Consider the following 18400-nt stretch of genomic DNA (forward strand, 5'->3'; position numbering starts at 1 on the left):
TGGGTCTCGAAAACTCGTCGGGCCCAAAGTAATCGATCGACATTCGCCGACCGGGGCCGGACGACCCACCGCACGCGAGCCGGCTCGGCATCACGACCACGCTGGTCGTCCTGCCTGATCACCGCGCGCATGCGATGCTGGGGCCATGAGGCAGTTTCGGGTGTGGGCGCCGGAGGCGGGGGCGGTGCGGCTGCAACTGGACGAGGTGGCGCATCCGATGCGCCGCAACGGCGGCGGCTGGTGGTCGGTCACCGTCGACGCAGGTCAGGGCGCCAGATACGGCTTCGGAATCGACGACGATCCGACGGTCCTCCCCGACCCGCGCTCGCCGCGTCAGCCCGACGGCGTCCACGAACTCTCCGCCGTCCACGACCTCGATCCCGGCGTCTGGACCGATCAGGGCTGGACCGGCAGGCAACTCGCCGGTTCGGTGTTCTACGAGCTGCACATCGGCACCTTCACCCCCGGCGGCACCTTCGACGCCGCGATCGAGCGACTCGACCACCTGGTCGCCCTCGGCGTCACCACCGTCGAGCTGATGCCGGTCAACGCCTTCGACGGCACCCACAACTGGGGCTACGACGGCGTCCTCTGGTACGCGGTGCAGGAGAGCTACGGCGGACCCGACGGCCTGCAACGCTTCGTCGACGCCTGCCACGCCCGTGGCCTCGCGGTCTGCCTGGATGTCGTCTACAACCACCTCGGCCCCTCCGGCAACTACCTGCCGCGCTTCGGCCCCTACCTCACCGGGGGCCGCAACACCTGGGGGCAGAGCCTCAACCTGGACGGTCCCGGCTCGGACGCGGTCCGCCACCACATCATCGACAACGCCCTGCGCTGGCTGCGCGACTTCCACATCGACGCCTTGCGCATCGATGCCGTCCACGCCCTCGTCGACCGCACCGCGACCCACCTGCTCGAAGAACTCGTCGTCGAAACCACCGCCCTGTCAGCGCATCTGGGCCGTCCGCTCAGCCTGATCGCCGAGAGCGACCTCAACGACCCCCGTCTGATCACGCCCCGCGCGGCGGGCGGCTACGGCTTGACGGGTCAGTGGAACGACGACCTGCACCACGCGGTCCACACCGCCGTCTCCGGCGAACGGCAGGGCTACTACGCCGATTTCGGCTCCCTGGCCTGCCTGGCGCACACCCTCACCCACGGGTTCTTCCACGCCGCAACCTATTCCAGCTTCCGCGGGCGCACCCATGGCACGCCGCTGCGTCGCGACCTGATTCCCGGCAGCGCCCTGCTCGGCTACACCTGCACCCACGACCAGATCGGCAACCGGGCCGTCGGCGACCGGCCGAGCGAATACCTCACCCCCGGCCAGCTCGCGGTGAAAGCGGCGCTGGTGCTGCTCTCGGCGAGCACGCCGATGCTGTTCATGGGGGAGGAATGGGGCGCGCGCACGCCGTTCCAGTTCTTCACCTCGCACAGCGATCCGGTCGTCGCCGCCGCCACGTCGTCCGGGCGCAGGACCGAGTTCGCCGAGCACGGCTGGGCCACCGACGACGTGCCCGACCCGCAGGACCCCGGCACCTTCACCCGCTCCAAGCTCGACTGGACCGAACCGACCCGCGAACCCCACGCCCGGCTGCTCGCCTGCTATCGCGCGCTGCTCACGCTGCGCGCATCCAGGGCGGAGTTCACCGACCCGTGGCTGGAACGGGTCTGGGCCGACTACGACGAGGCGCAGCGCTGGTTCGTCCTGCGGCGCGGCCGGATCTCGGTGGTGTGCAACCTGGCCGAGGACGAGGCGGTGATCCCGGTGCACGGACGGGTCCTGCTCGCCTGGGCCCCCGCCACCGAATCCGGTGCGGGGACGCTCATCTCGGGCCACAGTTTCGCCGTGCTCGAAGAAGGTGACGGCGCGGGCACCGTGGTCACCGAGTGACGCGGCCAGGGCACGGCTAGGGCACGGTCGGGATCCGACCGTTGCCCAGGCGAACAGACGACCGTACGGTAATACGATGAGCAACGACGCTTACGGGCAGGACAGTGCTGCCCTTCCGGCCGGTGTGGGCGGTTTCGCCCCGGCCGGATTCGGTCCGCTGGTGCGCGCCTTCGCCACCTTGATCGGCCATCGCCACGGTGCGGGCGGCGCCCTCGCGATCTATCGGCACGGGGAACCACTGGCCGAGTTGTGGACCGGCAGCGCGGGGGACCGGTCGTGGACGGCCGACACCGCGCCGATCGTGTTCTCCGCGACCAAGGGTGTCACCGCGACCGTCATCCACCGGCTCGCCGACCGCGGCCTGATCGACTACCAGGCGCCGGTCGCCGAATACTGGCCGCGTTTCGCCGCCAACGGTAAGGGCGCGATCACCGTCGCCGACGTGCTCACCCACCGTTCCGGGCTGTCCTCGCTGCCCGCGGTCGCCGCGACCGCCGTCGAATCCCTCGATCACGAACTGATGGAGGAGCGGCTCGCGCTGGCCGCCCCCGACCGGCTGCTCGGCGTCCCGACCTACCACGCCCTCACCTACGGCTGGCTGCTGGCGGGCCTGGCCAGAGCCGTCACCGGCCGGAGCATGAGCGAGCTCATCCGCAGTGAGGTCACCGATCCGCTGGGGATCGACGGCATCCATCTCGGCCGCCCCGCCGCCGGCTCGTCGACCGAGTACGCGCGGCTGGCGGGCACGCACCTGAGTGTGGTGGGCAACCCGCTCGCCGCCGGATTCCTCGACCGGATCGGCCAGCGCATCCCCGGACCGCTCGGCGCCGCCGCGCGCTGCCTGTTCGTCCCCGGCCTCGACGGCATCCTCGACGGCGACGATCCGACGATCCTCGACACCGAAATGCCCGCGGGCAACGGTGTCTGCACCGCGGCCGGACTGGCCAGGATGTATGCCGCGCTGGCCGACGGCGTCACGGTCGACGGCCGCCCGTTCCTGCAGCCGGGCACGCACGCGGCGATCCGACGGGTGCAGACCTACCGGCTCGACCACGCCCTGTTCTACTTCCCGATGATGTGGCACCTCGGCTACCACTCCCTGCCGATGCCCGGCGCCAGGAACGCGTTCGGCCACATCGGACTGGGTGGTTCCTTCGGCTGGGTCGACCCGCAGTCGGGACTGTCGGTAGCCTTCGTGCACAACCGTCTCGACCAGGGCCTGCTGGCCTACGACCAGTTCGCCGTCGGCTGGCTGCTGCCGCTGGCCGTCGCCGGGGCACACGCCACCCGCAGCCGCGGGCCGAAGATCGACCGCGCGGCCGCGTAGCTCCTCAGGTGAGGTAGCGATAGGCGGGAGAACCCGGTTCCAGGCGCTCGGCCTGGATCGGGGACTCCTCGATGCGATGCAGCAGCGACGCCAGATCGTCGGTGGTGCCGAGTTCGATGCCGACCAGCGCCGCCCCGGTCTCGCGGTTGTTGCGCTTGACGTACTCGAACATGGTGATGTCGTCGTCGGGGCCGAGGACGTCGTTGAGGAAGCGGCGCAGCGCACCGGGTTCCTGCGGGAAGTCGACGAGGAAGTAGTGCTTGAGTCCGCGGTGCACCAGCGAGCGTTCGATGATCTCGCCGTAGCGGGAGACGTCGTTGTTGCCGCCGGAGACCAGGACGACCACCGTGGAGCCGGGTTCGATCTCGACCTCGGCCAGTGCCGCCGTGGCCAGGGCGCCCGCGGGCTCGGCGATGATGCCCTCGTTCTGGTACAGGCCGAGCATCGCGGTGCAGATGGCGCCTTCGTCGACGTGCATCATCCGGAAAGACGCTGTGCCGGTGGGGGAATCGGTGGTGGTGAGCAGTGGGAGCGAGGCGTGCGAGACCACGCTTCCGCCGAACGCGGACACCGCCTGGTAGGGCAGGTCGCCGATGCGGCGCACGGCGGCGCCGTCGACGAACGGGTCGATCTCGGGCAGCGTCACCGGACCGTGCGCCACCAGCGCCGCGGTCATCGAGGCCGCGCCCGTGGGCTCGACACCGAGCAGACCGGTCTGCGGCGCGCGTTCGCGCAGGTAGGTGCCGATGCCGGCGAGGCAGCCGCCACCACCGACCGGGACGATGACCAGGTCGGGCGCGGTGCCGAGCTGCTCGAGGAATTCGGCGGCGATGGTGCCCTGGCCCGCGGCGGTGCGCGGGTCGTCGAACGGCGGCACCATGGTCGCGCCGGTCCGGGCGACATCGTCGGCGGCGGCCGCGGCGGCCGCGTCGTAGGTCTCGCCGACGGCGATGAGCTCGACGAACTCGCCGCCGTGCACGCGGATGCGGTCGCGCTTCTGCTTCGGGGTGGTGGTCGGCACGTAGATCCGCCCGCGCACGCCCATCGCCTGGCATGCGAAGGCCACGCCCTGCGCGTGGTTGCCCGCGCTGGCCGCGACGACTCCCGCCGCGCGCTCGGCGGCGGTGAGCTGGACCATCAGGTTGTAGGCGCCGCGCAGCTTGTACGAGCGCACCGCGGTGAGGTCTTCGCGCTTGAGATACACCTGCGCACCGGTGCTCGCCGACAGCCGCGCGGAGTACTGCAGCGGAGTCGGCTCGATGATGTCGGAAATTCGCTTGGCGGCGGCGTCGATCTCGTCCGCGGTCAGCGGCGGACGGGTTACGGACACTTCGGCAACGTCAGCGATGGGGGACACCCGGTAAATGCTACCGAGGCGGGTACGGCGCCCCGAGGGCGCGCCTCGGAGTGGCCTGCACCGAACCCGCCGGGCGACGGGTTCGGTGGGGCGCGGACGCTAGCGCGGGGTGAGGACGAAGACCGGGATCTGGCGATCGGTCTTCGTCTGGTACTCGGCGTAGTCCGGCCACACCTCGACCGCGCGCTCCCACCACAGCGCCTTCTCCTCGCCGAAGACCTCACGGGCGGTGTAGTCCTTGGTGACGGTGCCGTCGCGCAGTTCGACGTGCGGTTCGGCCTTGACGTTGAAGTACCAGACCGGGTGCTTCGGTGAGCCGCCCAGCGAGGCGACGACGGCGTAGTCACCGTCGTGCTCGACGCGCATCAGCGGCGTCTTGCGCAGCTTGCCGGTCTTGGCGCCCTTGGTGGTGAGCAGGACGACGGGCTTGCCCTGAAGCGACGTGCCCGTGGCTCCGCCGGAGTTCTCGTAGGTCTCGGCCTGCTTACGGGCCCAGTCCGAAGTGCTCGGTGCGTACTCTCCTGTCAGTGGCATGATGTGCACAACGATTGCTGACCGTGTGATGTTCCCGACAAGCCTGTCCGCAAAAGTTCGGTAGCCCGAACTTCGGTGTCCGTCTATCCTGTGTACATGGCAGTGGTCACCCCATCGGCAGCATCCGCGACGGTCGACATCGCGGGCAGTGCATGGCCGGTCTACAAGCTCGAGGCGCTGGTCGCCGGGCTCGTCGTGGGCGCCCTGCTGCTGTTGATCCTCGGTTCGGCGCAGGCCGCCGTCCTGGCCGCGGCCGCCGTCGCCGCCCTGCGCTGGTCGATCGGCGCCGTCCGCGCGCACTCACTGCGCTAGGTCGAGCTCGCTCAGCTCCCCGCGCGAGAGCACACCCAGTTTCGGATACGCCTTGTACAGGTGATGCCCGACCGTGCGGTGACTCAGGACCAGGCGCGCGGCGATCTCCCGATTCGACAGTCCTTGCGCGGCCAGCCGCACGATCTGTGATTCCTGCGGGGTGAGCACGCTGAGCGGGCCCGCGCTCGCCTTGGCGCCGATCCCCACCCCGAGCGCGGCCAGTTCGGTGCGCGCTCGGTCGGACCAGGGCGTCGCGTCGAGCCGTTCGAACACCTGGAGTGCCTGTTCCAGCTGCCCGCGCGCGTCGACCTTGCGCTTTTCCCTGCGCAGCCATTCGCCGTAGAGCAGGCGGGTGCGGGCCTCGTCGAACAGACGGTTCCCGGCGAGCGCGGCCACAAAGTGCTGCTCGGCGTCCGGTCCGTCGGCCAGCAGCGCGCTGCCCCTGGCCGCCAGCGCCGCGATCCACTCCTGTCCCGCCCGTGCCGACCACGCGGTGAGCCGCGCCAGCGCCTCGGTCGCCTGTGCGGTGGCGCCGAGCCGGGCCGCGACCTCGATCTGGTCCGCGAGACAGCGCAATCCGCTGACGTGATGCCGGGCCGGTTCGACCGTCATGTGCTCGAGCTCGGCCCTGGCCTGCTCGAGCCTGCCCCGGCCGAGGGCGAGCAGGGCCAGCGCCGCGTGCGCCCACGGCGCCCCGACCGACTGCGCTCCACCGAACTCCTCGGCCGCCGCGCGATCGGCGTGCGCGCGACAGCCCTGTTCGTCACCGCGCATCGCCGCCAGATAGGCCAGGAACGCGGTGAGCTGACTGATCCACTGCGGCTGGCCGATGTCCTCGGCGATCCGCACTCCCTCCTCGGCGGCGACCCGGCTCTCTCCTGGCCGTCCACCGAACAGCGCGGCCTCGGACCGGAAGAACAGCAGCGGCGCGAGCAACGCGATCCGGCCCTGCTCACGGCTCTCGCCGATGAGCTCGTCGGCCAGCTCGCCGACCTGGTCGTCCTGTCCGACGACCAGCCCGCTGCCGCACAGCTGCACGAGGTCGGCGGGACTGTCGGCGCCGTTCGCGCGGGCGGTGTCCGCCGCATCGCGCAGGTCGACCGTGTGCTGCCCGGCCACCGATCCGGTCAGGTATCGCACGATCGGGGTGATGGGATCGTCTTCGTCCAGCCGCAGCGTGGCCAGCAGCTCGGCGACTTCGTCGAGTTCGGCGGGCCCGAGATACCAGGCCGTGTGCACCGCCCGGGTGACGATGCGCGCCGCGGCCTGCGGTTCCTTCGCGCGTAACGCGATTGCCGCCGCCATCAGCCGCCGATGCGCGGAACCCGGCTTGCCCGCGGCGAATTCAGCCTGCGCGCGAACCAGGTCGAGACGCAGGTCGTACTCGTCACCGGTGGCATGCGGCGAGGCCTGGTCTGCCGCCTGCACCGGTCGGCCGGTCAGTGCGGTCTCGGTGGCGGTGGCTCGCCTGCGAAGTGGGGCTTCGTCGGCGTCGTTGAGTGCCGCCGCCCGGTCGGCGAGGTGGGCGGCCGCAGCGGTGAGCCCGGCCTCGCCGGCGGTCTCGGCGGCGAGGACGAGCCTGCGCAACCGGGCATCGCCGTCGACGCTCAGTGCCGCGGCCCGCTCGTACGCGGCGACCGCGCCGTGGAATCCGTTGCGGCGCCGGGCCCGATCGGCGGTGCGTTCCAGCGCGGACGCGGCCTGCTCGTCGGGACCCGTGGCGGCGCAGGCGAGATGCCAGGCGCGCAGGTCGGCTGTGTCGTCGCCGGCCAGCGCATCGGCGAGGGCGCGGTGGGCGGCAAGCCGGGCGCTCAGCGCGGAGCCCTGGTACACCGCGGCGCGAGACAGCGGGTGCCGCCAGGTCAGCACTTGCCCGTCCGTACCGATCAGGCCCGCGTCCTCGGCTGGTTGGAGGTCGGGCAGTGCCGCACCGAGTGTGGCCGCGGCGCGAAGGACCGGATCGAAGTCGGTCGAACCCGCGGCGGCAGCGACCAGCAGGATGGTCCTGGTGGTGGCGGGGAGCCGGGCCACCCGGCCGTGGAACGCCAGCTGCAGGCGCTGCGTCAACGGCAACGGGTCGAGGTCGTCTGCGCCTGCCACGCCGAGAGCCGACGGAAGTTCCAGCAGCGCAAGCGGATTGCCGCACGACTCGGAGAGCAGTCGATACCGCGTCGCCGGGGTGAGCGTGGTCGGTCCCGTGTCGAGCAGCGCCGCGGCGGCGTCGGCGCGCAGCCCGGACAGCGCCAGTTCGGGCAAGCCGGGCGCGGGAAAGTCGCCGGGGCCGGAGCGGGTGGCGAACAGTATCACCACACCCTCGGCGTCGAGCCTGCGTGCCGCGAACAACAGCGTCTCCGCCGTCGCCCGGTCCAGCCAGTGAGCATCGTCGATCAGGCACAGCAGCGGGCCGTCGGCGGCCTCCTCGGCCAGCAGCGTCAGCAGGGCCAGGCCGATCAGCATCCGGTCGGCGGGGGTGCTGTCGCCCAGTCCGAACGCGGCTTCCATGGCGTCGCGCTGCCGCGGCGGCAGCCGGCGCACCAGTTCCATCCCTGGCCGCACCAGCAGATGCAGTGCCGCGAAGGGCAATTCGGCCTCCGACTCGATGCCGGCGCTGCGCACCGTCGGAATGCCTTGCGCCGCCGCGTAGTCCAACAGCGCGGACTTGCCGATCCCGGCCTCGCCGCGCAGGACGAGCGCCCCGCTGCGCCCGGCCCGCGCCCCGGTCAGCAGGTCGTCGATGGTCGCCTGTTCGGCTTCGCGTCCGTGCAGCATGCGCACCACGGTATCGCCGTACCTGTACCGGCGGTGCCTACGCAACGAGAAGTACCTATAGGCGACTGATTCGACGGACCCCCGGTGCGCCATAACGTAGGTGTCATCGCAGGAACAACCCGCGAAACACCAGCTCACAGCACATTTCGGAGGTCGAGATGAACACCGTCGTCGCACAGTACCTGGAGGCATGGAACACCCGCGAACCCGGCGCCCGCCGCGCCGCTGTCACCCGCCTGTTCACCCCGGAGGCGCGCTATGTCGACCCCCTGGTCGCGGTCACCGGCCACGCCGAACTCGAGGCCGCCATCGCCGGCGTGCAGGCCCAGTTCCCCGACTGGACGTTCCGCCTGGCCGGACCGGTCGACGCTCACCACGACCAAGTGCGCTTCACCTGGGGCCTCGGCCCCGCCGACGGTGACGCCGTGGTGATCGGCTTCGACGTCGCCGTGCTCGCCGACGGCCGCATCGACAGCGTCTACGGCTTCCTCGACCAGGTCCCCACGTCCGCCTGACCCACCTTCGGAAAACCAGGAGATCCGCCATGACCACCGCCACCGCCCCGTCCCGCCTGTCCGCCCTGCTGAACTCCGGTGAGCGCCTGCTGCGCCTGTCGCTGCGCCTGGACGCCGTCGTCACCGGTGCCAACGGCATCGCCTACCTCGCGCTGGCGCACCCGCTGGAACGGCTGCTCGGACTCGATTCCCGCGCGGGCCTCGCGATCGGCGCCTTCCTCACCGCGTACGGGCTCGCGGTCGCGGTGGTGGGCAGCACGGCGCGAATCAACCGCGTTGCCGCCTCGGCGGTCGCGATCGGCAACGTGACCTGGGTGCTCGCGAGTCTGGCCGCCGTGCTGTCCGGCGCGCTCGGTCTCACGACGGTCGGCACGGTATGGGCTGTGCTGCAGGCGATCACCGTCGGCGCCTTCGCCGCGCTGCAGTACCTCGGTCTGCGCCGCGCACACTGAGCGACCGGAAACGCGGGGCTACGGATGACACCGTGGCCCCGCGTTCGTGCGCTCAGCGCACCAGCAGGGCAACCGGGAGACGGGCGAACAGCTTGTCGATCCGCACGCTGCCCGCGAAAGTATTGCCGGTCAGCCGGTCGATCCAATTGCCCTCCGGCAGTTGCAGTGTCGTATCGAGCCAGCCGGTCGCGGCGAGCCCGACCGAGTGCCTGGTCGCCACGACGATCACCTCGGGCGCCTCGCCCGCGGGTCCGCGTCCGTAGGCGACCAGCCGCTGCGCGTGCTCCCCGACCGCGTAGAGCGGCAGATATGTTCCGCCGACGAAGCACTCCGGTCGCTCCCTGCGTAACCACAGCGCATAGGCGACCACCCACATCTTCGCCGCACCGGTGGTGTCCAGTGTCGGTGGCTCCGTGAGAGATTGGAGCAAACCCGCGCGGACCGCGAAATTGACCGGCCGCCGGTTGTCGGGGTCGACGAGGGAGTCCTCCCACAATTCGGTGCCCTGGTAGATATCCGGGATGCCGGGACCGCACAGCTGCAACAGCTTCTGCGCCACCGCATCCGACCAGGCGTGCGGTGCGAGTTCATGGGCCAGATCGCCGATACCGGTACCGACCGGACCGTCGATCACCGCGTCCAGCCAGCCGTGCACCGCCGCCTCGAACTGCGCGTCCGGCTCCTCCCATGACGTCTTGACGCCCGCCTCGCGAATCGACTTCTCCGCGAACAGATGCAGCCGATCACGCAGACCGGGCACCGACGACGCGGGCCGCCCGTCAGCGGGCCACACCCCGAACATGTTCTGCAACAGGAACAGTGCCGTCGCACCGTCCGGCGCGGGTGTGGTCTCCAGCCAGCCGCGCACCCGTTGCGACCAGATCTCGGCCACCTGCGACAGGACTCCGATGCGGGCGCGCACGTCCTCGCCGCGCTTGGTGTCGTGGGTCGACAGGGTCGTCATGGTCGCGGGCCAGCGCTGCGATCGTTCGCTGTTGGACAGGTGGAAGTCGTTGACGGAGTGGCCGAATCGCGCCGGATTACCGCCCACCTCCTGCAACGACACCAGCCGCGCACCCTGGTAGAACATGGTGTCCTCGACCGACTTGGCGGTGATCGCGCCACACACCTGGGAGAACCGGGTCGCCGCCTCGCCGCCCTTGGCCAGCGCGGTCACCAGCACCGACAGCGGCGCGGTGAGCTCGGCATTGCGCTTCTCCACCTCGGCGACCACGGCCGCGGTGATCCCGGCCAGCGGCGCGTAGTCCACCCGGTACACCGGCATGAACGCCAGCACCTCGATGGTCGCGTTGCTCACCGCGAGCGTGTCGAAACTGCCCGCGTTCCCGTCGCGTTTGATCGCGGAGACGAGTCGCCGGATCTCCGGCGCGAGAATGGTTTCCGCCACCGCGCGCTTGATCCGGTGCTCGGTCTCGCCGAACCAGGCCCGGTCGCTCCCGTGCCCGGCGACGTGCTGGGACAGCTCGGTCATCGCCGCCTCGCCGGCCGGGTCGATCAGCACTCCGCCGATGTCGGCGAGCGCGTCGTACCCGGTGGTGCCGTCGACCGGCAGCGTCGCGTCGAGGGGTTCGCGGTTGGCGAGGATCTTCTCCACCAGCAGCAGCCGCTGCGGGCCGATCAGCCTGCGCAGCCGGGTCAGGTACGCGCTGGGGTGCGACAGGCCGTCCGGGTGGTCTACTCGCACACCGTCGATCAGATCGTGTTCGCACCAGGCGGCGAGCTCGCGGTGGGTCGCCTCGAAGACCTCGGGGTCCTCCTGGCGGATCGCGGCCAAGCTGTTCACCGCGAAGAATCGCCGGTAGGTGCACACGCCGGCCTTCCAGCTCACCAGCCGGTAGTGCTGGCGGTCGTGGATGCGCAGCGCGTTGTCACCGTCGGTGCCGGGCGCGATCGGGAACCGCAGATCATGCAGCGCCAGCATCGGTTCCGGCCCCGAGCGGTCGACAGTCAGCGCGGCCGGATCGTTCTCGCTCTGCAGCACCGGCAGCGCCAACCGGCCGCCCGCGCCGTTGCCGGGACTCCAGTCGATGTCGAAGTACTTGGCGAACTTGGATTTCTGGCCGTTGCGCAGCACGTCCCACCACCACGGGTTCTGCCGCGGATCGGCGACGCCGACATGGTTGGGCACCAGGTCGACGATCAAACCCATCCCGCGACTGCGCACTTCGTCCGACAGCGCTTTGAGACCGGCCGGGCCGCCCAGCGCGGCCGACACCGTGGTGGGGTCGGTGACGTCGTACCCGTGCGTCGAGCCGTGCGTCGCGGTGAGGATCGGCGACAGATACAGGTGCGAGATGCCCAGCTGCTGCAGATATTCGGCGATCGCGCGGGCATCGGCGAAGGTGAGGGCGTCGGGCCGCAGTTGCAGCCGGTAGGTGCTGCGCACCGTGCTCGGCCGGATGGGCGCGCGATGCAGCAGGGTCAGCGGATCGGTCACGTAGGTCTCGGTCATCGTTTCGGCTAGGCGGTTCGGCGCAGGACGAGCAGGCAGCGGCTGGGGACGGGGAGTGACGCGGCCGCGGGATGGACCGCGTCGGCCGCGCCGGTGGGGGTCGAACAATCCAGGGCCAGAGTCCATTCGGCACCGAACTCCGGTCCTGGCAGCACGAACTCGAGCGCTTCGTCGTGCGCATTGAAGTACAGCAGGAACGAGTCGTCACTGATGCGTTCGCCCCGCGGTCCCGGTTCGGGAATGCCGTCGCCGTCGAGCAGCACGGCCAGGGACTTGCCGAAACCGCTGTGCCAGTCGTCGGTGGTCATCTCGGCGCCCGCCGGCGTGAACCACGCGATCTCGCGTTTGCGGTCCTGTCCGTCACCGGGTCCGGCGGCCAGGAAGCGACGTCGCCGGAAGATAGGATGTGCGGTGCGCAGGGCGATCACCGAGCGGGTGAACTCGAGCAGGTCGGCATTGGTCCGCGCCAGCGACCAGTCCATCCACGCCAGCGGCGAATCCTGGCAGTACACATTGTTGTTGCCGAGCTGGGTCCGGCCGATCTCGTCGCCGTGGGCCAGCATCGGCGTGCCCTGGCTCAGGATCAGGGTGGCCAGCAGATTGCGTTGCTGGCGGGCCCGCAGTTCCAGGATCGCCGGATCGTCGGTCGGGCCCTCCACGCCGCAGTTCCACGACCGGTTGTGGCTTTCCCCGTCGCGGTTGCCCTCGCCGTTGGCGTCGTTGTGTTTCTCGTTGTAGGACACCAGATCCCGCAGCGTGAACCCGTCGTGCGCGGTGACGAAGTTGATGCTCGCGCCGGGTCGCCGGCCGGTCGACTCGTACAGGTCCGAGGAGCCGGTCAGCCGATAGGCGAACTCGCCCAGCGTCGCCGGTTCACCGCGCCAGTAGTCGCGCACCGTGTCGCGGTATTTGCCGTTCCATTCGGTCCACAGGCTCGGGAAGTTGCCGACCTGATAGCCGCCCTCGCCGACATCCCACGGTTCGGCGATGAGTTTGACCTGGCTCACCACCGGGTCCTGGTGCACCAGGTCGAAGAACGCGGAAAGCCGGTCCACGTCGTGCAATTCGCGCGCCAGCGTCGCGGCGAGGTCGAACCGGAAGCCGTCGACATGCATGTCCAGGATCCAGTAGCGCAGCGAGTCCATGATCAGCTGCAGCGTGTGCGGATGCCGCACATTCAGACTGTTACCGGTGCCGGTGTAGTCCTTGTAGAGCTCCGGGTCGGTCTCGTCGAGCCGGTAGTAGGCGGCGTTGTCGATGCCGCGCAGGCTCAGGACGGGGCCGAGATGGTTGCCCTCGCCGGTGTGGTTGTAGACCACGTCGAGGATCACCTCGATGCCCTCGGCGTGCATCGCGCGCACCATCGCCTTGAACTCGGCGACCGCGGCATCGCCGCGCGGGCGGGCCGAGTACTGGTTGTGCGGGGCGAGGTAGCCGATGCTGTTATAGCCCCAGTAGTTTCGCAGGCCCTGGTCGGTCAGCACGTGATCGTGGAAGAACTGGTGCACCGGCATGAGCTCGATCGCGGTGACGCCCAAGCTCTTCAGATGCCCGATGATCGCCGGATGCCCCAGGCCCGCGTAGGTGCCGCGCAGTTCCTCGGGAATGTCGGGATGCGTCATCGTCATGCCCTTGACGTGCGCCTCGTAGATCACCGTCTCGTGGTACGGCCGGTTCGGCGGCCGGTCGGCGCCCCAGTCGAAGAACGGGTTGATCACCACCCCGGTCATGGTGTGGCCCAGCGAATCCAGTCCGTAGGTATACAGCGACGGATCGTTGACGAACTGTCCGTCGAAGGCCTTCCCGTACGGATCGAGCAGCAATTTGCTCGGATCGCAGCGCAAGCCGAGCTCCGGCGCATAGGGGCCGTGGATGCGGAAGCCGTACCGCTGACCCGGCGTGACCGCGGGCAGATAGGCGTGCCAGACGTACCCGTCGACTTCGTCGAGATTCACCCTGGTCTCGGAGCCGTCCTTGGCGATCAGGCACAGTTCGACCTTGGTCGCGACCTCGGAGAACACCGAGAAGTTCGTGCCCGCGCCGTCGTAGGTGGCGCCCAGCGGATAGGCGGTGCCGGGCCAGACGCCCAGTGGGGTCACCTCACCGGATCGGTCGTTCGGGCTCGACATGCTACGACAGTAGAGGAATCCGGTCCCCGGCTGCGCGAATGCGCGGTGGGTGCTTCGTCACGCCTGGTCAGCGGGCATCGGGGCGCCCGTGGCCGCGAGCAGCCGCCGGGCATAGCCGGTGCGCCGGGCCAGCGCGGCCAGTCCGCCGAAGATCAGCCGCTGCAGCGGCACGGGCGGGCCGGCGAGGTAGCCGTCCTGGTACTCCCAGAGCAGGCCGAGGGCGAGCGGGTTGCGCGGCAGTGTGCTCGCGGTGGTCCTGTTAGCGTTGTCGAGGCCGCTCCAGAACTCGAACATCTCCCAGTGCCGCAGCGGCGGGCGGATCACGTGATCCACGACCGTGTCCTGCGCCTCGTTCCAGAACTCGTGCACGGCGCGCGGCGGCGCGGTCACGGTGTCGCCCGGCCCTGCGACGATCTCGGTGCCGTCGATCCGGAACCGGATCCGGCCGGTGCGAATCGTCCAGGTCTCGCTGATCTCGGGATGCCAGTGCGGGCCCGCTTCGCGCCCGATGTGCGGGAGCACGTGCTCGAGCCGCAGGTAGGCGCCCTGGTCGTCGGCGCCACGGTCGACCAGTGTCACGCGGTGGCCGTTGCGGAAGGTGAGGACGGTGCCGATGTCAGCCATCATCCAGATATAAAGGTAACCTTCCTATTATGTCAATGGACCGACCCCCGACCTTGCTGAAACTGCTGGTCCAGGCGACCGATGCCTATGAGCGCGACCTGAACGATCGGCTGCGCGCCGGGCTCGGGACCGACCTGCGGCCCGCGCACTACGCCGTGTTCCGGTACCTGGAACCGGGCGGCTCGCGGGTGACCGCGCTCGCCGAGGCTGCGGGGATGACCCAGCAGTCGATGGGTGAACTCGTCACACACCTCGAGCGGTGCGGCTATGTGGAGCGCCGCCCCGACCCCGCCGACCGGCGGGCGCGGCTGATCGTCGCTACCGCGGCGGGCGGCAAGGCTCTCGCGCTGGCGGGCGAGCACATTCGCCGGATCGAGGAGGCGATCGCGGCCGCACTCGGCGGACCCGCACTCGCCGACGTTCGTACCGCGCTGGGGCGCATTCCCGGTGTCATCGCCGATCAGCCCGTCGGCCGCGAACCGTAGGTGATAACTTGAACGGTGTTCAAGGCCGTCGCTCCGGCGGCACCGGGCGACGACGAGGAAACCTGTGGACCTGACTCCCGAGCAGATCACCGCCCTCGATGCCGAACACGTCTGGCATCCCTACGGCGGCTTCCCTGCGACCACCGAACCGCTGGTCGTCGCCAGTGCGGCGGGCACCAGGCTCACCCTCGCCGACGGCCGCGAACTCGTCGACGGGATGAGCTCCTGGTGGGCGGCCGTGCACGGCTACCGGCACCCGGTGCTCGACGCCGCGTTGCTCGCGCAGTCGCAGCGGATGAGTCACGTGATGTTCGGCGGGCTCACCCACGAACCGGCGACCCGGCTGGCCCAGCTGCTCGTCGAGATCACGCCCCCCGGGCTGGACAAGGTGTTCCTCTGCGATTCCGGCTCGGTCTCGGTCGAGGTCGCGGCGAAGATGTGCCTGCAGTACTGGCGCGGCGTCGGCAAGCCGGCGAAGCATCGGCTGCTGACCTGGCGCGGCGGCTACCACGGCGACACCTTCACCCCGATGAGCGTGTGCGACCCCGACGGCGGCATGCACTCGCTGTGGACCGACGTCCTGACCGAGCAGATCTTCGTCTCCGCGCCACCGGTGGGCTTCGAACCCGATTACGTCGCCGAGCTCGAACGGTCCGTCGCCGCCCATCGCGACGAGCTGGCCGCCGTGATCGTCGAACCGGTCGTCCAGGGTGCGGGCGGGATGCGCTGGCACGATCCGCGCTATCTCACCGAACTGCGCCGGATCTGCGACGAGAACGACGTCCTGCTCGTCTTCGACGAGATCGCCACCGGATTCGGCCGTACCGGCGCGCTGTTCGCCGCCGACCACGCCGGCGTCGCGCCCGACGTGATGTGCGTCGGCAAGGCGCTGACCGGCGGCTATCTCACCCTGGCCGCCACGCTGTGCACCGCGCGGATCGCCGAGACGATCAGCGCGGCGCACGGCGGGCTGATGCACGGTCCGACCTTCATGGGCAATCCGCTGGCGTGCGCCGTCGCGGTGGCCTCGATCGAACTGCTCCGCTCGCGGGACTGGCGCGGTGAGGTCGCCCGGATCGAGTCCGAGCTGCGGGTGGGTCTGGAGCCGATCGCCGGACTGCCGGGCGTCGCCGACGTGCGGGTGCTCGGCGCGATCGGCGTCGTCGAGCTCGACGAACCGGTCGACATGCGCGCGGCCACCGACGCCGCCGTCGACGCGGGCGCCTGGCTGCGCCCGTTCCGCAATCTCGTCTACACGATGCCGCCCTTCATCAGCACCACCGAGGACATCGCCACCATCACCGGCGCCGTGCGCGCCGCGGTCAAGGCCTCGCTCGGATGACGCCACTGAACGGTGTTCAAGTATGCTGCTCAGCTGTGACTATGGATCCGTTGAGCTGGTTGGACAAGCGCGCGGCCGAGCGGGTCGACGCCGGGCTGCGCAGAGAGTTGCGCGTGCGCGCCGCCGAGTCGCCCGCGATCGACCTGGCCTCCAACGACTACCTCGGACTGGTCCGCCATCCCGAGGTCGTCGAGGGCGCGGTCGCCGCGGTGCGTCGCTGGGGCGCCGGATCCACCGGTTCCCGCCTGGTCACCGGAACGACCGCCGAACACGCGCAGCTCGAAGCCGAACTGGCCGAATTCGTCGGCGCGGAAACGGGATTGGTCTTCGCGTCCGGCTACGCCGCGAACCTGGGCGCGGTGACCGCACTCGCCGGGCGCGGCACCCTCGTCGTCTCCGATGCGGGCAGTCACGCCTCGCTGGTCGACGCGTGCCGGCTCTCGCGGGCCAGGGTCGAGATCGCCCCGCACCGTGACGTCGCCGCCGTGGAACGCCTGCTCGCGGAGCGCTCCGAGGAACGTGCGCTGGTCCTCACCGACTCGGTGTTCAGCGCCGACGGCGACCTGGCCCCGCTCGCCGACCTGCACCGGGTGAGCCGGGCCAACGGCGCGGTTCTCATCGTCGACGAGGCGCACGGGCTCGGTGTGCGCGGCGCGGGCGGTCGCGGTCTGGTCCACGAGATGGGTCTGGCGGGTGAACCGGACCTCGTCATCACCGCCACCCTGTCCAAGGCGTTCGCCGCCCAGGGCGGGGTCGTGCTCGCCGACGCGCGGATCCGTGCCCACCTGATCGACGCCGCCCGCACCTTCATCTTCGACACCGGCCTCGCCCCCGCCGCGGTCGGCGCGGCCCGGGCCGCACTCGGTCTCCTGCGCCGCGACCCCGCGATGGCGTCGCGGGTGCTCGACCGCGCGGCCGATATCGCGCGGATCGCCGGGGTGCCGGAACCGGACTCCGCGGTCGTCTCCGTCGTGCTCGGCGAGGCCCAGCTCGCCTTCGACGCCGCCCAGGCCTGCCGTGCACGCGGACTCGACGTCGGCTGCTTCCGTCCGCCGTCGGTCCCCGAAGGCACCTCCCGCCTGCGGCTGACCGCGCGCGCGAACCTCACACCCACCGAACTCGACGTCATCGCGGAGGTTCTCGGCGAGGTGCTCGCCGAGGCCCGCGGCAAGGAAGTGGTGACGGCATGAGCCTCCTGCTGATCAGCGGCACGTCGACCGATGTCGGCAAGACGGTCGTCACCGCGGCCGTGGCCGCCGCCGCCCAGGCCGCGGGCCGGTCGGTCGCGGTGTGCAAACCCGCCCAGACCGGCATCGCCCCCGGCGAACCCGGTGACCTCGCCGAGGTCACCCGTCTGTCCGGCGTGACCCGCACCCTCGAACTCGCTCGCTACCCGGAACCGCTCGCCCCCGACACCGCCGCCCGGCGCGCAGGCATGCCCCTGCTGTCCCTCGGCGACACCGTCGCCGCGATCGACGCCCTGCGCGACGCCGACCTGGTGCTGGTCGAAGGCGCGGGCGGGTTGCTCGTCCGGATGGGGGAGTACACCCTGCTCGACCTCGCACAGAAGCTCGGTGAGCCGGTTCTCGTCGTGGCCGCCGCCGGACTCGGCACCCTCAATCACAGTGAACTCACCACCCGCACCCTGGCCGCGGCAGGCGTGCCCTGCGCCGGCTTGGTCATCGGCTCCTGGCCGACGGAACCCGACCTCGCCTCGCACTGCAATCGAGACGACCTGCCCCGGGTCACCGAGGCCCGGCTGCTCGGCACGGTCCCCGCGGGAGCGGGGCAGTGGGACCGCGACCGCTTCACCGCCGCGGCCCCGGGCTGGTTCCCCGCGGACTGGCGTCCGTGATCGATTCCGAAGATGATGGACGGTGTCCACAACCGGCTCTGACCAGCCGATTTGACTTCGCGTTCGTGGCTGCGTAACTTAATTCGAGTCAGAGCGACACGGACACCGACCCGGTGCCGAACTGCTGAGCCTCTCGAGGCTAGCGGATGGTGCAGGGAAACGAGGTAGGACGATGAGCGCCTGACTGATCATGTGTGCAGGGTTACAAACTCCGGACTTGCTTCGGTGGATTGCCTGCGCTAAAGTATGAACCCTTGCCCTGCCGAAGCCCCTGCGAAATGTTGCGGGTAGAAGCTTGTGCGTGTGTTCTTTGAGAACTCAATAGTGTG

The 18400-nt window shown here is 70.3% G+C and carries 15 protein-coding genes; 9 read left to right on the forward strand and 6 right to left on the reverse strand.

The genetic code is table 11. The features are described from left to right. Positions 1–145 precede the first annotated feature (145 nt). A complete protein-coding gene (treZ, locus tag ACFVAV_RS33655) occupies positions 146–1897 on the forward strand; it encodes a malto-oligosyltrehalose trehalohydrolase (RefSeq protein ID WP_379039677.1) in 1752 nt (583 codons plus the stop codon). A gap of 76 nt (positions 1898–1973) precedes the next feature. Beyond that, a complete protein-coding gene (locus ACFVAV_RS33660; protein ID WP_379039678.1) occupies positions 1974–3224 on the forward strand; it encodes a serine hydrolase domain-containing protein in 1251 nt (416 codons plus the stop codon). 4 nt (positions 3225–3228) lie between these two features. Here the strand turns inward: ACFVAV_RS33660 and ilvA are convergent, their stop codons facing one another. Together ilvA and ACFVAV_RS33670 are read right to left on the reverse strand one after the other, a co-directional pair. Then, the gene (gene ilvA, locus ACFVAV_RS33665) at positions 3229–4581 is read right to left on the reverse strand and encodes a threonine ammonia-lyase IlvA (RefSeq protein ID WP_379039679.1); all 1353 of its coding nucleotides are present in this window, start codon (positions 4579–4581) and stop codon (positions 3229–3231) included. A gap of 99 nt (positions 4582–4680) precedes the next feature. Then, on the reverse strand, positions 4681–5115 hold the full coding sequence (locus tag ACFVAV_RS33670) for a nitroreductase family deazaflavin-dependent oxidoreductase (RefSeq protein ID WP_379039680.1): 435 nt from the start codon (positions 5113–5115) through the stop codon (positions 4681–4683). Positions 5116–5211: 96 nt separating this feature from the next. Here ACFVAV_RS33670 and ACFVAV_RS33675 point away from each other — a divergent pair, with 96 nt between their 5' ends. Beyond that, positions 5212–5427, forward strand: coding sequence for a hypothetical protein (locus tag ACFVAV_RS33675; protein ID WP_379039682.1), 216 nt, complete (start codon positions 5212–5214; stop codon positions 5425–5427). Here ACFVAV_RS33675 and ACFVAV_RS33680 read toward each other — a convergent pair. Continuing rightward, positions 5416–8196, reverse strand: a complete 2781-nt coding sequence (locus tag ACFVAV_RS33680; RefSeq protein ID WP_379039683.1) for an AAA family ATPase — start codon at positions 8194–8196, stop codon at positions 5416–5418. The genes ACFVAV_RS33675 and ACFVAV_RS33680 overlap by 12 nt on opposite strands. A gap of 158 nt (positions 8197–8354) precedes the next feature. Here ACFVAV_RS33680 and ACFVAV_RS33685 point away from each other — a divergent pair, with 158 nt between their 5' ends. After that, complete coding sequence (locus tag ACFVAV_RS33685; protein WP_379039684.1) at positions 8355–8711, forward strand: nuclear transport factor 2 family protein; 357 nt, start codon at positions 8355–8357, stop codon at positions 8709–8711. Between the two features lie 29 nt (positions 8712–8740). Continuing rightward, positions 8741–9163, forward strand: a complete 423-nt coding sequence (locus ACFVAV_RS33690) for a hypothetical protein (RefSeq protein ID WP_379039685.1) — start codon at positions 8741–8743, stop codon at positions 9161–9163. 52 nt (positions 9164–9215) lie between these two features. Here ACFVAV_RS33690 and treY read toward each other — a convergent pair whose 3' ends face one another. The 3 genes from treY to ACFVAV_RS33705 are packed head-to-tail and all read right to left on the reverse strand — an operon-like array spanning position 9216 to position 14389. Continuing rightward, complete coding sequence (gene treY, locus ACFVAV_RS33695) at positions 9216–11636, reverse strand: malto-oligosyltrehalose synthase (protein WP_379039686.1); 2421 nt, start codon at positions 11634–11636, stop codon at positions 9216–9218. Between the two features lie 8 nt (positions 11637–11644). Continuing rightward, positions 11645–13765 (reverse strand): glycogen debranching protein GlgX, encoded by a 2121-nt coding sequence (gene glgX / locus ACFVAV_RS33700; protein WP_379039687.1) that lies wholly within the window; start codon positions 13763–13765, stop codon positions 11645–11647. A 57-nt stretch (positions 13766–13822) separates the two neighbouring features. Beyond that, a complete protein-coding gene (locus ACFVAV_RS33705) occupies positions 13823–14389 on the reverse strand; it encodes a cupin domain-containing protein (protein ID WP_379039688.1) in 567 nt (188 codons plus the stop codon). A 35-nt stretch (positions 14390–14424) separates the two neighbouring features. Between ACFVAV_RS33705 and ACFVAV_RS33710 the strand changes: the two genes are divergently transcribed. The 4 genes from ACFVAV_RS33710 to bioD all read left to right on the forward strand — a co-directional run bounded on the left by ACFVAV_RS33710 (position 14425) and on the right by bioD (position 18071). Then, positions 14425–14874: a MarR family winged helix-turn-helix transcriptional regulator gene (locus tag ACFVAV_RS33710; protein ID WP_379039689.1), complete on the forward strand. Its 450-nt coding sequence runs from the start codon at positions 14425–14427 to the stop codon at positions 14872–14874. 64 nt (positions 14875–14938) lie between these two features. Then, a complete protein-coding gene (locus tag ACFVAV_RS33715) occupies positions 14939–16216 on the forward strand; it encodes an adenosylmethionine--8-amino-7-oxononanoate transaminase (RefSeq protein WP_379039690.1) in 1278 nt (425 codons plus the stop codon). Positions 16217–16257: 41 nt separating this feature from the next. Continuing rightward, positions 16258–17406 carry an 8-amino-7-oxononanoate synthase gene (locus tag ACFVAV_RS33720; protein ID WP_379039692.1) on the forward strand — a complete coding sequence of 383 codons (1149 nt, stop codon included), beginning with the start codon at positions 16258–16260 and terminating at the stop codon, positions 17404–17406. Beyond that, positions 17403–18071 (forward strand): dethiobiotin synthase, encoded by a 669-nt coding sequence (bioD, locus tag ACFVAV_RS33725; RefSeq protein ID WP_379039691.1) that lies wholly within the window; start codon positions 17403–17405, stop codon positions 18069–18071. The genes ACFVAV_RS33720 and bioD overlap by 4 nt, the downstream gene beginning before the upstream one ends. Positions 18072–18400 lie beyond the last annotated feature (329 nt).

Origin of the sequence: Nocardia sp. NPDC057663 (assembly GCF_042799895.1) — a bacterium.
Taxonomy (GTDB): Bacteria; Actinomycetota; Actinomycetes; order Mycobacteriales; family Mycobacteriaceae; genus Nocardia.

Excerpts from the sequence above, each read along its gene's own strand:
- ACFVAV_RS33720 (WP_379039692.1), top strand. The coding sequence starts at position 16,258 with ATGGATCCGTTGAGCTGGTTGGACAAGCGCGCGGCCGAGCGGGTCGAC.
- ACFVAV_RS33675 (WP_379039682.1), top strand. The coding sequence starts at position 5,212 with ATGGCAGTGGTCACCCCATCGGCAGCATCCGCGACGGTCGACATCGCG.
- bioD (WP_379039691.1), top strand. The coding sequence starts at position 17,403 with ATGAGCCTCCTGCTGATCAGCGGCACGTCGACCGATGTCGGCAAGACG.
- glgX (WP_379039687.1), bottom strand. The coding sequence starts at position 13,765 with ATGTCGAGCCCGAACGACCGATCCGGTGAGGTGACCCCACTGGGCGTC.
- ACFVAV_RS33660 (WP_379039678.1), top strand. The coding sequence starts at position 1,974 with ATGAGCAACGACGCTTACGGGCAGGACAGTGCTGCCCTTCCGGCCGGT.
- treY (WP_379039686.1), bottom strand. The coding sequence starts at position 11,636 with ATGACCGAGACCTACGTGACCGATCCGCTGACCCTGCTGCATCGCGCG.
- ACFVAV_RS33690 (WP_379039685.1), top strand. The coding sequence starts at position 8,741 with ATGACCACCGCCACCGCCCCGTCCCGCCTGTCCGCCCTGCTGAACTCC.
- ACFVAV_RS33670 (WP_379039680.1), bottom strand. The coding sequence starts at position 5,115 with ATGCCACTGACAGGAGAGTACGCACCGAGCACTTCGGACTGGGCCCGT.
- ACFVAV_RS33705 (WP_379039688.1), bottom strand. The coding sequence starts at position 14,389 with ATGGCTGACATCGGCACCGTCCTCACCTTCCGCAACGGCCACCGCGTG.
- ACFVAV_RS33710 (WP_379039689.1), top strand. The coding sequence starts at position 14,425 with ATGGACCGACCCCCGACCTTGCTGAAACTGCTGGTCCAGGCGACCGAT.
- ACFVAV_RS33680 (WP_379039683.1), bottom strand. The coding sequence starts at position 8,196 with ATGCTGCACGGACGCGAAGCCGAACAGGCGACCATCGACGACCTGCTG.
- ACFVAV_RS33685 (WP_379039684.1), top strand. The coding sequence starts at position 8,355 with ATGAACACCGTCGTCGCACAGTACCTGGAGGCATGGAACACCCGCGAA.
- treZ (WP_379039677.1), top strand. The coding sequence starts at position 146 with ATGAGGCAGTTTCGGGTGTGGGCGCCGGAGGCGGGGGCGGTGCGGCTG.